Source organism: Streptomyces sp. NPDC004609, assembly GCF_042873655.1.
Lineage (GTDB): Bacteria > Actinomycetota > Actinomycetes > Streptomycetales > Streptomycetaceae > Streptomyces.
On record NZ_JBIALS010000008.1, the window covers coordinates 131,718 to 145,728 of the forward strand.

Consider the following 14,011-nt stretch of genomic DNA (forward strand, 5'->3'; position numbering starts at 1 on the left):
CCCCCCGCCCCGGACATCCCGGTCCCCTGAACACACCGGCCTCGGGCACACCCCGGCCCATCGGGCACATCCTCCCTCCGGGCACGCTTCCCGCGCCCCGCACCGGAAGCACCCCGACCCCGCACCGCCTCCAGAAAGATCAGGACGCCATGACGCAACACGCAGGTCCAGCGGGCCCGCAGCGCTCGACGGGCCCGGGGTCCGCCGCCCACGAGCCCACCGGAACCGACACCGGCTACTCCCAGGAGCTGCACCGCGGACTGAGCCTGTGGTCCACGTTCTCCATCGGCTTCGCCACCGTCTCACCGGTCGTCGGCATCTACGCGGCCGTCTCCCTCGGCTACATCACCGCGGGCCCCTCCTGGGTCTGGCTGATCCCGCTGGTCCTGGTCCTCCAGCTGACCGTCGCCTCCGTCTACGCCGAACTCGCCTCGCAGTGGCCCATCGCGGGCGGCTGCTACCAGTGGGTACGCCGCCTCGCCGGTGACCGGGCCGGCTGGTTCACCGGCTTCCTGTACCTCTCCTCCGCCATCGCGTCCCTGTCCACGGTCGCCTACCTCGGCGGTCCCTGGCTCTTCTCGCTCTTCACCGGATACGCGCCCTCCCCCGGGCAGCAGGTGCTGTGCGGCGTCGTCTTCCTCGTCCTCGCCCTGCTGATCAACCAGCTCGGTGTGAACCCCCTCAAGTGGTTCCTGAACGCCGGCATCATCGCGGAGGCCGTCGCCTCCATCGGCATCTCCCTGGCACTGCTGCTGTTCTTCCGCAACCACGACTTCTCGATCCTCTTCGAGGGACCCGCGAGCGGCAGCGGGACCGCCGGATTCCTCGCCGCGCTCGCCGTCGGCGGCTGGGCCTTCCTCGGCTTCGACGCCTGCTCCCAGGTGTCCGAGGAGACCCTCAACCCGCGCCGCGACGTCCCCCGCGCCATCCTCCGCTCACTGACGGCCGTCGGCCTGGTCGTCCTGCTGACCGCCCTGTCCGTGACCCTCTCCTACAAGGACGTGGCCGCCGCCGAGTCCGGCGCGGTCGCCGACCCGGTCCACGCCTCCGTCGTCGAGGCGTTCGGCCCCTGGGCCAACCGCCCCTTCATCGCCGTCGTCCTGATCGCCTTCATCGCCTGCGCCGTCTCCATCCAGACGTACCTGGGCCGGGCCATCTTCGGCATGGCACGCGACGGCATGCTCCCCGGCTCCCGCCTCCTGAAGAAGGTCAGCCGCCGCCGGGTCCCGCACACCGCCCTGTGGACCGTGACCGTCCTCGCCAGCGCCGGCCTGCTGCTCGGCCTCAACGGCAACGCCGCCGGCACCCTGATGGCCTTCGGCTCCGGCGGCTTCTACATCGTCTTCCTGATCGTCACGAGCACCGCCCTGCGAGCCAGGCTCACCGGCCGCTGGAACCCCGACAAGGGCGCCCTGCGCCTGGGCCGCAAGGGACTGATCCTCAACATCGTCGCCGTCGTCTGGCTGACCTTCGAGGCGATCAACGTGGCCTGGCCGCGTGCCGCCCTCGCCGCACCCGGGGCGCCCTGGATCGTGGTCTGGGCCGTGATCACGGTCTTCTCCGCCCTGTGCGTGATCGGTGCGATCTATCTGTTCACCGCCAAACCCCATCTCCGCATCGCCACTGCCGAGTCCTTCGCGCAGCCCGGCGAGACCCCGCCGGAATCCGACCCCACCGCGACCTCCATCCGGGAGTACCACCGATGAGCACCACGTCCGCCGCTGCCGACGGCCCCCGCACCACCCGGGCCGTCGTCTACGACCCGTCGACCGGCGAAACCCGTCTGCGCACCCTGACCATCGCCGCACCGCGCGCGGATCAGGTTCTCGTCCGGGTGGTCTCCAGCGGTGTCTGCCACTCCGACCTGCACATCGTCGACGGCGACTGGCCCACCGACGCTCCCCTGGTCCTCGGCCACGAGGGCGCGGGCATCGTCGAAGCGGTCGGCCCCGACGTCCGCGATGTGCGGGTCGGCGACCATGTCGTCCTCTCCTGGTTCGCCCCCTGCCGCCGCTGCGAAGCGTGCGCCGCGGGCCGCGCATGGCTGTGCACCAACACCAAGGCCGTCTCCAACACCCTCCCCGACGGCTCCACCCCGCTCAGCGACGAGAACGGCGACCCCGTCCTCCCCTTCCTCGGAGTCGGTGCCTTCTCCGAGTACGCGGTCGTCCCCGAGACCGCCGCGATCCCGGTCGACGCCAACGTGCCCTTCAACGTCGGCGCACTCGTGGGCTGCGCCGTCACCACCGGAGTGGGCGCGGCCGTCCACACCGCCAAGGTCCAGCCCGGCGAGTCGGCCGTGGTCATCGGCTGCGGCGGCGTCGGCCAAGCCGTCGTACTCGGCCTGCGGCTCGTGGGCGCGCACCCGATCATCGCGGTCGACCTCTCCCCCGAACGCCTGGAATCGGCGCGCGAACTCGGTGCGACGCACACGCTGCGCGGTGACGACCCCGAGCTCACGGCGAAGATCCACGAGATCACGGCCGGCGCCCACCACGCCTTCGAGGCCATCGGCCGCCCCGCCACCATCGAGTCCCTGCCGGGCCTGCTGCGCGCCGGCGGCCAGGCCGTCCTCGTCGGGATGACCGCGATCGGCACGAAGGTGTCCATCGACCCCTTCGACCTCGCCGACCAGGGCAAGTCGATCCTCGGCTGCAACTACGGCTCCAGCGTCCCGGCCGTCGACTTCCCGCGCCTGGCGGCGCTGCACCAGTCCGGCCGGCTCCCCCTGGACCGTCTGGTCGGCACCGAGGGCACACTCGCCGACATCCACCGGGCCTTCACCGACCTGCGGACAGGGGTCGGCCTCCGCACGATCCTGCACCCCTAGGGCGCCTCCCCATCCGTCGGCCGGTCTCGGCCGGCCGACGCGCAAGGGCCGCACCCGAGCGCCGCTCTCAGGCGACACGCCCGGAACCACTCCCCCCTCGTCGGCGCTCCGGTGCGGCGGACCGGCCTCCGCGGGCACGGCGGGCCGAGCCCGGGCACCCTCCCGGCCCGAAGGCGGGCGGGCGTACCTACGCGGCACCAGGCCACGCGAGCCGGGCCTGATCCGGACGAGCGGGCCTCGTGTGGTGACCGGAAGCGTTCACCGGCCTGCGACGCCCGGCACGGGCGTCGCGGGGTTGTCGGACCGCGCGAGTACGGCGCGTACGAGCTGCGGACCTCCGCCTCGCGCCGCACCACACCGGACGCCGCAGGCTCACCGGCACACCCTTCCGGTCACCGCCCTACCTGATCGCGAGCAGCACCGCGAGGAGGACGGCGCCCGCCGCCGCGGGGGCGGCGAGTTCATAGGCCCAGCGGACGGCGGGCTCGCCCTGGGCGGCGGGGCGGGCCGCGTTGTGCGCGGCCAGTTCGCGGAGTTCGGCGATCGTGCGGTCGGTCTGCGCCTGCGGGGCGCGGTCGGGGTGGCCGCCCGCGGGGGTCCGGCCGCGCTCCTGGTCCCGGGCGAGCCTCATCTGCTGCCGGTTGGCCCGCTTGCGCGCCCGCAGGGAGACCGGCACGGCCCAGAGCTGGTACTTCGTACCGTCCTTGGTGAAGATCTCGCTGGAGTACCCGGCGCGTACGTCCTCAACGACGGCCCAGGGCAGGGTGATCGTCCGGAACGGGTTCCTGATCCGTACGCGGTCGTCGTTCACGAACACGGCGGGCCGCAGGGTGAACGCCACCACCACCGGCGCCGCGATCAGCACGATCGCGGCGGCGAACCAGGGCGTCAGTCCCTCCCCCCGGATGAGCGCGTCCCCGCCCAGCCAGGCGGCCAGGGCCAGCAGCAGGACCCCGCCGGCCATCCCGGCGGGTGACCGGAACACACGATCGGCGTAGGTGGGTTCCGCGGGCGGGGGCGAGGTGCTCATGCCGTCGATTCTGCCGTACGCGCCGCCGGCCCCGCGTGATCGGCCTCACGGCCCCCTCCGGGCCCGGCCGGGGACTGTTCCGGCTCTGTTCCGGATCCTGTTCCGGGGCCTGCGCCTGCCTTGTTCCGGATGCTGTTCCCGGGCCTGCGCCGACCCTGTTCCCGGGACGGTTCCGGATCCTGCTCCGGGGGCGGATTCCCGGGGCGGTTTCCCGTCCGGTCCGCGGCCCCGCGGGAAGCGCCGGAGGCCCCGCCCGGGAACCCCCCACCCCCTGTACAGGTCGCTACGCGCGTAGATATGCTCTCGTGGTGACCATGTCCAGCATCGCCCCCGCTCTCGCCGACGTAACCGCGTCCGACCAGGCCCTTCGCCGGTTCCTCCACGGGCTGCCCGGTGTCGACCCGGTCGGCCTGGAAGCGCGTGCCGCCTCTCTCGGGACCCGGTCGATCAAGACCACCGCCAAGGCGTACGCCATCGATCTCGCCATCTCGATGATCGACCTGACGACCCTGGAAGGCGCGGACACGCCGGGCAAGGTCCGGGCGCTCGCCGCGAAGGCGCTCCGGCCGGATCCGACCGACCGCACGACCCCCGCGACCGCCGCCGTCTGCGTGTACCCGGACATGGTGGCCACGGCCAGGGAGGCGCTGAACGGCGCGGACGTCAAGGTCGCTTCCGTCGCCACCGCCTTCCCCGCGGGCCGGGCCGCCCTCGGCGTCAAGCTCGCCGACACCCGTGACGCCGTCGCCGCCGGAGCCGACGAGATCGACATGGTCATCGATCGCGGCGCGTTCCTGGCGGGCCGGTATCTGAAGGTGTACGAGGAGATCCTCGCGGTCAAGGAGGCGTCCGGCGCCGCCCGGCTGAAGGTCATCTTCGAGACCGGCGAGCTGTCCACGTACGACAACATCCGCCGCGCCTCCTGGCTCGGGATGCTGGCGGGCGCGGACTTCATCAAGACCTCCACGGGCAAGGTCGCCGTGAACGCGACCCCGGCGAACACCCTGCTCATGCTGGAGGCGGTCCGCGACTTCCGCGAGCAGACCGGTGTCCAGGTGGGGGTGAAGCCCGCGGGCGGCATCCGCACCAGCAAGGACGCCGTCAGGTTCCTGGTCCTGGTCAAGGAGACCGCGGGCGGGGACTGGCTGGACAACCACTGGTTCCGCTTCGGCGCGTCGAGCCTGCTCAACGATCTGCTGATGCAGCGCCAGAAGCTGGCCACCGGCCGCTACTCCGGCCCCGACTACGTAACGGTGGACTGAGCATCATGACCACGACCGACCCCTTCGCCTACGCACCCGCGCCCGAGTCCCGCGCGATCGTCGACATCGCGCCCTCGTACGGCCTGTTCATCGACGGCGAGTTCACCGAGGGCTCCGGCGAGGACCGCAGAAAGACGGTGTCGCCCGCCACCGAGGAGGTCCTCGCCGAGTACGTCCAGGCGAACGCCGAGGACGTCGACCGGGCGGTGAGGGCCGCGCGCAAGGCGTTCGACAAGTGGTCCGCGCTGCCGGGTGCCGAGCGCGGGAAGTACCTCTTCCGGATCGCCCGGATCATCCAGGAGCGCAGCCGTGAGCTGGCCGTCCTGGAGACCCTCGACAACGGCAAGCCGATCCGGGAGACCCGGGACGCGGATCTGCCCCTGGTCGCCGCGCACTTCTTCTACTACGCGGGCTGGGCGGACAAGCTCGCTCACGCGGGCTTCGGGCCGGATCCCCGGCCGCTGGGTGTGGCCGGGCAGGTCATCCCCTGGAACTTCCCGCTCCTGATGCTCGCGTGGAAGATCGCCCCCGCCCTCGCGACCGGCAACACCGTCGTCCTGAAGCCCGCCGAGACGACCCCGCTGTCCGCCCTGTTCTTCGCGGACATCTGCCGCCAGGCGGGGCTGCCGAAGGGCGTCGTCAACATCGTGACGGGCGACGGCCGCACCGGCGAGGCCCTGATCGCGCACCCGGACGTCAACAAGGTCGCCTTCACCGGCTCGACCGCCGTCGGCAAGGCGATCGCCCGCCAGATCGCGGGCACGGACAAGAAGGTCACCCTGGAGCTGGGCGGCAAGGGCGCGAACATCGTCTTCGACGACGCCCCGATCGACCAGGCCGTCGAGGGCATCGTCACCGGCATCTTCTTCAATCAGGGCCAGGTCTGCTGCGCGGGCTCCCGACTGCTGGTCCAGGAGTCGATCCAGGAGGAGCTGCTCGACTCCCTCAAGCGCAGGCTCTCCACGCTGCGGCTCGGCGACCCGCTGGACAAGAACACCGACATCGGCGCGATCAACTCGGCCGAGCAGCTGGCCCGAATCACCGCGCTCGCCGAGACCGGCGAGACCGAGGGCGCCGAGCGCTGGACCGCGCCGTGCGAGCTGCCCTCCTCCGGCTACTGGTTCGCGCCCACCCTGTTCACGAAGGTGACGCAGGCGCACACCATCGCCCGTGACGAGATCTTCGGCCCGGTGCTCTCGGTCCTCACCTTCCGTACACCGGACGAGGCGGTCGCCAAGGCCAACAACAGCCAGTACGGCCTGTCGGCGGGCATCTGGACGGAGAAGGGCTCACGCATCCTCGCGGTCGCGAGCAGACTCCGGGCGGGTGTCGTCTGGGCCAACACGTTCAACAAGTTCGACCCGACCTCGCCCTTCGGCGGCTACAAGGAGTCGGGCTTCGGCCGCGAGGGCGGCCGCCACGGCCTGGAGGCATACCTCGATGTCTGACACGTCCCGACTGAGCGTCTTCAAGACCTACAAGCTGTACGTGGGCGGCAGGTTCCCGCGTTCCGAGAGCGGCCGGGTGTACGAGGTGACCGACTCCAAAGGCAAGTGGCTGGCCAACGCCCCCCTCGCGTCCCGCAAGGACGCCCGGGACGCGGTCGTCGCGGCCCGCAAGGCGTTCGGCGGCTGGTCCGGCGCGACCGCGTACAACCGCGGCCAGATCCTCTACCGCGTCGCCGAGATGCTGGAGGGCCGCCGCGACCAGTTCGTCCGCGAGGTCGCCGACGCCGAGGGGCTGTCCAAGTCCCGGGCCGGGGCCCAGGTGGACGCGGCGGTCGACCGCTGGGTCTGGTACGCGGGCTGGACGGACAAGATCGCGCAGGTCGCCGGCGGGGCGAATCCGGTCGCGGGCCCGTTCCTCAATCTGTCCACCCCCGAACCGACGGGCGTCGTCGCGGTCCTCGCGCCCCAGGACTCCTCCTTCCTGGGGCTGGTCTCGGTGATCGCCCCCGTCATCGCCACCGGCAACACGGCGGTCGTGGTGGCCGGGGAGCGGCACCCGCTGCCCGCGCTCTCCCTCGCCGAGGTCCTCGCCACCTCCGATCTGCCGGGCGGTGTGGTCAACATCCTCTCGGGGCGTACGGCGGAGATCGCGGCCCCGCTCGCCGCGCACCAGGACGTCAACGCCGTCGATCTCACCGGAGCGGACGGCGATCTGGCGAAGGAGCTGGAGATCGCCGCCGCGGACAACATGAAGCGCGTCCTGCGTCCACAGCCTGTGGATTGGGCGGCGGATCCGGGAACGGCCCGCCTCACCGCGTTCCTGGAGACCAAGACGGTCTGGCATCCGACGGGTGCGCTGGGCGTGTCCGGCTCGTCGTACTGACGACGCCGGCCCGCCGTACTCACACCGGGTCGCCGTACCGGCCCCCGCTCCCCGCCCCCGGAACAGGAGCCCCCTGGCGTCCCGCCCGACACCAGGGGGCTCCGCCGCGCCCGCCGCCCGTACAGGCGGCGGCGCGCCGTCCTCACAGAGGCAGCGCCTTGGCGGCCCCTCCCACGACCGGCAGATCCTGGAGCGCGGCGCCTTCGGCCAGCGGCCCGGTGAGCAGCTCGGTGGAGACGGGCTTGAAGTCGGCGATCTGGGTGCCGATGCCGTTCGACAGCGGGTCGACACCGGTCTTGGCGAGCGGGTTGAGCTGGTGGCTCTTCAGATACCCGATGCCGGTGACCGAGTTGGTGACCGCTCCGGTCACGCCCGCCGCCGGTCCCGTCAGTGCCGGGTCGAGCCCGCCCACGGGAGGGGCGAGGGCTGCGGGAGCCGCGTGCGCGGCCTCGCCGGCGGCGAGGGCGGCGCCCATCGCCGCGGCGGTGAGCCCCGCGCCGAGCGCGAGCCGCCGCCGGGCCGGGGAAGGTGTGTGACGTGCCATGGAATTCCCACCTGTGCGAGTAATCAAGGAAACACACAGAGTAGTTGAGCGGTGATCCGGGATCCATCGCCGTCCCCGAGGGGTCCCCTCCACGGGTCAATGCCTCACACTGGTGTCCCGTGACTGCCATCCCGGGCCATCCCTGCCTGCCCACCCGCGTCGTCCTGCTCGCGGGGCCCTCGGGCTCCGGAAAGTCGTCCCTCGCGGCGCGTACGGGACTGCCGGTGCTCCGCCTCGACGACTTCTACAAGGAGGGCGACGACCCGACGCTTCCGCTCGTCGCCGGGAGCAGGGACATCGACTGGGACTCGCCGCTCTCCTGGGACGCGGACGCGGCGGTGGCGGCGATCGAGGACCTGTGCCGTACCGGCCGGACGACCGTGCCGGTGTACGACATCGCCGGCAGCACCCGGGTGGGGCGGGACTCCTTCGGCATCGACCGGACCCCGCTCTTCGTCGCGGAGGGCATCTTCGCGGCGGACATCGTGTCCCGGTGCCAGGAGCTGGGGGTCCTCGCCGACGCGCTCTGTCTGCGGGGCCGCCCCTCGACGACCTTCCGCCGCCGGCTGCTGCGGGATCTGCGCGAGGGCCGCAAGTCGGTGCCCTTCCTCCTGCGGAGGGGCTGGCGTCTGATGCGCGCGGAACGCGGCATCGTGGCGCGGCAGACGACGCTGGGGGCGTATCCGTGCGGCAGGGCGGAGGCGCTGGGGCGGGTGGCCGCCGCGGCGGCGGGCCGCCATCGCCGCGCCTCCTCCTGCTCCTGACCGTGACGGGTCCCTCGCCCCGAACACCCGGAAGGGCCCGCCGGCCCTCGCCCCGACCGTGGCCGCCCCTGGGCACCTCCGGCGCCCTCGGCCGCCGGACTCGGCCGGTTGCGGCCGTCCCCCGGGGCGAGAGCCGTCCGCCTCACGACCCCTCACGCGCCCAGGGCGCCGAACGCCCTTGCCGGGTCCCGGCCTTGCGGGGCTCCGCCCCGGCCCCGCTCCACGGGCGCCGAACGGCTGCCCATGCCCGGCCCGCCCCGGAGAAGCCCCCTGTGCACAGGACGCGCACAAAGACGTGCGCGGGGCCGGACAAGACCCCCCGGCCTGTCCGGTCCCGCGCTGTCCCCCGTTGCCCCGAAGGGCCCCCGTACCCCCCGTGTTCCCCCACTTCACCCGCCGTCTCCCCCGAGGCGGCGGCCCCCCACATTCCCCCCGTCGCCCTCAGGCCACCAACTCGCCGAAGGACTCTTCCTCGTCACGGCCGAAGCTGAGGACCTCGTCCTCGCGCAGCCGGCGGAGAGACCGCCAGATGCTCGACTTCACCGTGCCGACGCTGATGTCCAGGATGTCCGCGATCTCCGGGTCGGTGCGGCCCTCGTAGTAACGGAGGACCAGCATCGTGCGCTGGAGTTCCGGCAGCCTGGCCAGCGCCTGCCACAGGACCGCCCGCAGCTCCGTACCCCGCATCGCGTCGGTGTCGCCCGCCGTCTCCGGCAGCTCCTCCGTCGGGTACTCGTTGAGCTTGCGCCGGCGCCAGGCGCTGATGTGCAGATTGGTCATGGTGCGGCGGAGGTACCCCCCGACCGCCGCTTTGTCACTGATCCGGTCCCACGCCCGGTACGTGGAGAAGAGCGCGCTCTGCAGCAGGTCCTCCGCCTCGAACCGGTCCCCGGTCAGGTGGTACGCGGTCGCGTACAGCGAGGAGCGGCGCTCCCTGACGTACGCGGTGAACTCGGCCTCCGAGAGGCTCGTCCTGGTACCGGCCCCGGCCGCCCCAGTGTCGGCCGCGGCCCCCTTGCCCGCCACCGCCCCCGCGATGACGTCGACCACCGTCATGTACGACGGCTTGTGCTGGCGCCCGGCGCCGCGAACGCACCCCCGTCCGTTCACGGCGCCGGACTTCTCGGTGCTCCACGTGACGTCGTGGAGACGCGTGACAACTGCGCTTGAGGTGGTGCTGTGCAGTGCGTTCATCTCGCGCCCCCCGCCGAGTGGAGTCTGTTTCCGTCCGTGTGCCGAAAAGCTTGCCCAGGCGATTTCATGGCGGTGTCCGCCGACTGTCACAGCACTGTCACAGGGCCCGCCGGGCCCCTGTTCCCCCTTGCCGTACGGCCCGGTACCGGCAGGGCTCCACAAACACCCCGAAACGCCTCCCGCAGGTCGGCGCCCCGGCCGCCTGACGCGCACGGGAGCGGTCCACCAGTCGAACTCGGGCACCCCCATGGGCCAGAATGGCCCCTGTGCCTTTCCTGTTGCTGATCGAGGACGACGACGCCATCCGCACGGCCCTCGAACTCTCCCTGTCCCGCCAGGGCCACCGTGTGGCCACCGCGGCGACGGGCGAGGACGGCCTCAAACTGCTGCGTGAGCAGCGGCCCGATCTGATCGTGCTGGATGTGATGCTGCCCGGGATCGACGGTTTCGAGGTGTGCCGCCGCATCAGACGCACGGACCAACTGCCGATCATTCTGCTGACCGCCCGCAGCGACGACATCGACGTGGTGGTCGGCCTGGAGTCCGGAGCGGACGACTACGTGGTCAAGCCCGTGCAGGGCCGGGTCCTGGACGCCCGTATCCGTGCCGTACTGCGCCGGGGCGAGCGGGAGTCCACCGACTCCGCGACCTTCGGCTCCCTCGTGATCGACCGCTCGGCCATGACCGTGACCAAGAACGGCGAAGATCTGCAGCTCACGCCGACCGAGCTGCGCCTTCTGCTGGAACTGAGCCGCCGGCCGGGCCAGGCCCTGTCCCGCCAGCAGCTGCTGCGGCTGGTGTGGGAGCACGACTACCTCGGCGACTCGCGGCTGGTGGACGCCTGCGTCCAGCGGCTGCGCGCGAAGGTGGAGGACGTGCCGTCCTCGCCGACCCTGATCCGTACCGTACGGGGTGTGGGCTACCGGCTGGACGTCCCGCAGTGACGGTCGCGGCAGCCGGGACCGCCCACCGGAACGGGACGACCCGGTGAGCGGTGCCGCGAAGCGCGTGGTCCTCGCCGGACTCCGCTGGACGAGTCTGCGTCTGCGCCTGGTCGTCGTCTTCGCCGTGGTCGCGCTGACCGCGGCGGTGTCCGCGTCCGGGATCGCGTACTGGCTGAACCGCGAGGCCGTGCTGACCCGTACCCAGGACTCCGCGCTCGGCGACTTCCGCCAGCAGATGCAGAACCGGGCGGCGGCGCTGCCGCTCCACCCCACGCAGAGCGAACTCCAGGACGCCGCGGAGCAGATGACCCGCGGCAAGCCCGGCTACAACGTGCTGCTGATCGGCGAACGCGACGAGGGCAAGCCGGTGGTGGGCGCGTCCGACCTCGATGTGTTCACGCTCGGGGACGTACCGCGGCGGCTCCAGGTCGCGGTGAACGACCGCCAGGACACGAGCACCGGGAACCCGGTCCCGTACCACCTGTACTGGCAGCGGATCCAGCGCGGCGGGACGCCGTATCTCGTCGGCGGAACGAAGATCGTCAACGGTGGCCCGACCGGGTATGTGTTCAAGTCGCTGGACCAGGAGCGGCAGGACCTCAACACGCTCGCCTGGTCCCTGGGGATCGCGACCGCGCTCGCGCTCGTGGGCTCGGCGCTGCTGGCGCAGGCCGCGGCGACGACGGTGCTCAAGCCCGTGCGCAGGCTCGGCGACGCGGCCCGGCGGCTCGGTGAGGGCAAGCTCGACACCCGGCTGCGGGTCTCCGGCACGGACGAGCTGGCCGAGCTGGCGCGGACGTTCAACAAGACCGCGGAGTCGCTGGAGAAGAAGGTCGCGGACATGAGCGCGCGGGAGGAGTCCAGCCGCCGTTTCGTGGCCGACATGTCGCACGAGCTGCGCACCCCGCTGACCGCGCTCACCGCGGTCACGGAGGTGCTGGAGGACGAGGTCGACAACCTCGACCCGATGATCGCGCCCGCCGTGAACCTCGTGGTGAGCGAGACGCGCCGGCTGGGCGACCTGGTGGAGAACCTGATGGAGGTCACCCGCTTCGACGCGGGCACCGCGAAGGTGGTCCTGGACACGGTCGACGTCGCCGACCAGGTGACCGCCTGCATCGACGCGCGCGCCTGGCTGGACGCGGTGGAACTGGACGCCGAGCGCGGGATCATGGCGCGGCTGGATCCGCGGCGGCTGGACGTGATCCTCGCGAATCTGATCGGCAACGCGCTCAAGCACGGCGGTTCGCCGGTACGGGTGTCGGTGCGGACGGTCGACACGGGCGACCGGGCCGAGCTGGTGATCGAGGTACGCGACCACGGTCCCGGTATCCCCGCCGAGGTGCTGCCCCACGTCTTCGACCGGTTCTACAAGGCGAGCGCGTCCCGGCCCCGCTCCGAGGGCAGCGGTCTGGGGCTGTCGATCGCCGTGGAGAACGCGCACATCCACGGCGGCACGATCACCGCGGCGAACTCGCCGGACGGCGACGGCGCGGTGTTCGCGCTGCGGCTGCCGTGCGACGAGACGGCGCTGAAGGACGGCGCGGCCGGGGCGGAGGACGACAGCGACGACGACGGCGACGGCCGCCGGGACCCCGACGACGGCGGGCACGGCGAGGACGGCGGCGGTGGCAGCGGCGGCGCCCGGGGCTCCGGCCGGGGAGAGGACGGCACCCAGTGACCCGACCAGTCCGGCACCGGCGCACGACGGGCGCGTTCACGGGCCTCGCCGCGCTGCTGGGCGCGCTGGCGCTCGGCGGCTGCGGCATCCGGCCCACCCAGGTCCCGGTGGACGCCGGTCCCGCACCGTCCCGGGTGCCGTGCGAGGTGTCGGGCGACAACCTGTCGGCGCAGCCGCAGGGGGTGCCGGTCCGGATCTATCTGGTGTGCGCGTCCCAGCTCTCGCTGGTCGACCGCACGGCCGACATACCCGCGGCGAAGTCCCCGGCCGACGGTCTGCGGGTGGCGCAGGCGCTGCTGGCCGAACTGCAGAAGGAGCCGTCCTCCGCCGAGCGGGAAGCGGGCTTCGCGACCTACGTCCGGGGCGGGATGTCGGTGAGCGGCGGGCGCGCCTCCGATCCCCCGGGCACGCTCCGGCTCAGCCGCCAGCCGGAGGACCTGCCCGCGGCGGCGCTGTCGCAGATCGTCTGCACCTTCGCGGAGAGCCGGGCGGCCTCCGCGGGCGTGGTGGTGCTCGGCGGGCCCGGTGCCTACGCCCCCCGCGCGTACGAGTGCACCGGGACCACCCGCGAGCGCCCCGCCGAGCCGGTCCCCACCCTCGCCCTCTCCGCGTCGCCGTCGCCGTCCGCGTGACGACCGGCCTCCCCGGCCGTCCGGGCAGGGCCTCCACGGAGCTGTGAGACAGGTCATCCGGCGGCCGGTTTCCGGGCGGGCGGACTCGGGAAGGGCCTGCGGAACCGATTCGCGGGCGGGGTGCGTCTTGTGTGACGTGCAGCGTCAAGGCAAGGGCGGCAGTGCCGTCATCAGCTTCCGTGCGGCGGGGGTCCTCCTCGTCCTCGCGCATCTGCTGCTCGTGGGTTGGCTGACCCTGCGCCCGCTGGACGTGCCGTGGGTGACGGCCGCCAATCTCGAGCTGTTCGCCGGTATCAAGGCGGATCTGGCACTCGGCCCGGTGGAGGCCGCGCGCCGGATCGCCGAGGGGCTGCTGCTGCTCGCCCCCCTGGGTGTACTGCTGCCGATGGCCGGCGGCCGGGTCCAGGTGTCCCCGCTGGCCTCCCTGGCCCGTACGGTCGCGACCGGGGCGCTGATCTCCCTCGGTATCGAGCTGTTGCAGACCGGTGTGCCGGGCCGGGTGCTGGACGTCGACTCCCTGCTGCTGAACACCGCCGGTGTGGCGCTCGCCCATCTGCTGGTGGTGCCCCTCTGCCGGGCCAGGCTGCGCCGCAGGGGCCCCCGGGCGCGGGCGGGCCGGCCCCTCGCCCTCGGCCGCGGGGCGGAGGCCGTACACGCCGACCCGGTACTGGCGGAGGAGCCTCCTCAGGGCTCGACCCCGACGATTACCAGGGTCGGGATCGCACCGTAGAGCGACGCTTTGCCCACCTTCGCGGAGCCACCATGGAGACATCGGGAGCACCGGACGACGGCTCCCGGA

13 protein-coding genes are annotated in these 14,011 nt (G+C 72.6%); 10 read left to right on the forward strand and 3 right to left on the reverse strand.

The features are described 5' to 3' along the window. Positions 1-149 precede the first annotated feature (149 nt). Positions 150-1,706: an APC family permease gene (locus ACFYT4_RS10920; protein WP_389267228.1), complete on the forward strand. Its 1,557-nt coding sequence runs from the start codon at positions 150-152 to the stop codon at positions 1,704-1,706. After that, the gene (locus tag ACFYT4_RS10925) at positions 1,703-2,830 is read left to right on the forward strand and encodes an alcohol dehydrogenase catalytic domain-containing protein (RefSeq protein WP_389267229.1); all 1,128 of its coding nucleotides are present in this window, start codon (positions 1,703-1,705) and stop codon (positions 2,828-2,830) included. The genes ACFYT4_RS10920 and ACFYT4_RS10925 overlap by 4 nt, the downstream gene beginning before the upstream one ends. A 400-nt stretch (positions 2,831-3,230) precedes the next feature. On the opposite strand, the gene ACFYT4_RS10930 is transcribed toward ACFYT4_RS10925, so the two are convergent. Beyond that, the gene (locus tag ACFYT4_RS10930; RefSeq protein ID WP_389267230.1) at positions 3,231-3,860 is read right to left on the reverse strand and encodes a PH domain-containing protein; all 630 of its coding nucleotides are present in this window, start codon (positions 3,858-3,860) and stop codon (positions 3,231-3,233) included. Positions 3,861-4,174: 314 nt separating this feature from the next. Here ACFYT4_RS10930 and deoC point away from each other — a divergent pair, with 314 nt between their 5' ends. The 3 genes from deoC to ACFYT4_RS10945 are packed head-to-tail and all read left to right on the forward strand — an operon-like array spanning position 4,175 to position 7,453. Next, positions 4,175-5,122 (forward strand): deoxyribose-phosphate aldolase, encoded by a 948-nt coding sequence (gene deoC / locus ACFYT4_RS10935; RefSeq protein ID WP_389267365.1) that lies wholly within the window; start codon positions 4,175-4,177, stop codon positions 5,120-5,122. A 5-nt stretch (positions 5,123-5,127) separates the two neighbouring features. Then, the gene (locus ACFYT4_RS10940) at positions 5,128-6,570 is read left to right on the forward strand and encodes an aldehyde dehydrogenase family protein (protein ID WP_389267231.1); all 1,443 of its coding nucleotides are present in this window, start codon (positions 5,128-5,130) and stop codon (positions 6,568-6,570) included. Continuing rightward, positions 6,563-7,453 carry an aldehyde dehydrogenase family protein gene (locus ACFYT4_RS10945; protein ID WP_389267232.1) on the forward strand — a complete coding sequence of 297 codons (891 nt, stop codon included), beginning with the start codon at positions 6,563-6,565 and terminating at the stop codon, positions 7,451-7,453. The genes ACFYT4_RS10940 and ACFYT4_RS10945 overlap by 8 nt, the downstream gene beginning before the upstream one ends. A 142-nt stretch (positions 7,454-7,595) precedes the next feature. Here ACFYT4_RS10945 and ACFYT4_RS10950 read toward each other — a convergent pair whose 3' ends face one another. Continuing rightward, positions 7,596-7,997, reverse strand: coding sequence for a hypothetical protein (locus ACFYT4_RS10950; protein ID WP_389267233.1), 402 nt, complete (start codon positions 7,995-7,997; stop codon positions 7,596-7,598). A gap of 119 nt (positions 7,998-8,116) precedes the next feature. On the opposite strand from ACFYT4_RS10950, the gene ACFYT4_RS10955 reads away from it, so the two are divergent. Next, positions 8,117-8,761, forward strand: coding sequence for a uridine kinase (locus tag ACFYT4_RS10955; RefSeq protein WP_389267234.1), 645 nt, complete (start codon positions 8,117-8,119; stop codon positions 8,759-8,761). 441 nt (positions 8,762-9,202) lie between these two features. On the opposite strand, the gene ACFYT4_RS10960 is transcribed toward ACFYT4_RS10955, so the two are convergent. Next, positions 9,203-9,955 (reverse strand): SigE family RNA polymerase sigma factor, encoded by a 753-nt coding sequence (locus ACFYT4_RS10960; protein WP_389267235.1) that lies wholly within the window; start codon positions 9,953-9,955, stop codon positions 9,203-9,205. 266 nt (positions 9,956-10,221) lie between these two features. Between ACFYT4_RS10960 and afsQ1 the strand changes: the two genes are divergently transcribed. From afsQ1 to ACFYT4_RS10980, 4 genes are all read left to right on the forward strand, one after another. Beyond that, on the forward strand, positions 10,222-10,899 hold the full coding sequence (afsQ1, locus tag ACFYT4_RS10965) for a two-component system response regulator AfsQ1 (protein WP_175257369.1): 678 nt from the start codon (positions 10,222-10,224) through the stop codon (positions 10,897-10,899). Between the two features lie 43 nt (positions 10,900-10,942). Beyond that, positions 10,943-12,580, forward strand: coding sequence for an ATP-binding protein (locus ACFYT4_RS10970; protein WP_389267236.1), 1,638 nt, complete (start codon positions 10,943-10,945; stop codon positions 12,578-12,580). Further along, entirely contained in the window at positions 12,577-13,212 is a 636-nt protein-coding gene (locus tag ACFYT4_RS10975; protein WP_389267237.1) for a hypothetical protein, read from the forward strand. The genes ACFYT4_RS10970 and ACFYT4_RS10975 overlap by 4 nt, the downstream gene beginning before the upstream one ends. Positions 13,213-13,339: 127 nt before the next feature. Further along, positions 13,340-13,942 (forward strand): VanZ family protein, encoded by a 603-nt coding sequence (locus ACFYT4_RS10980; protein ID WP_389267238.1) that lies wholly within the window; start codon positions 13,340-13,342, stop codon positions 13,940-13,942. Positions 13,943-14,011 lie beyond the last annotated feature (69 nt).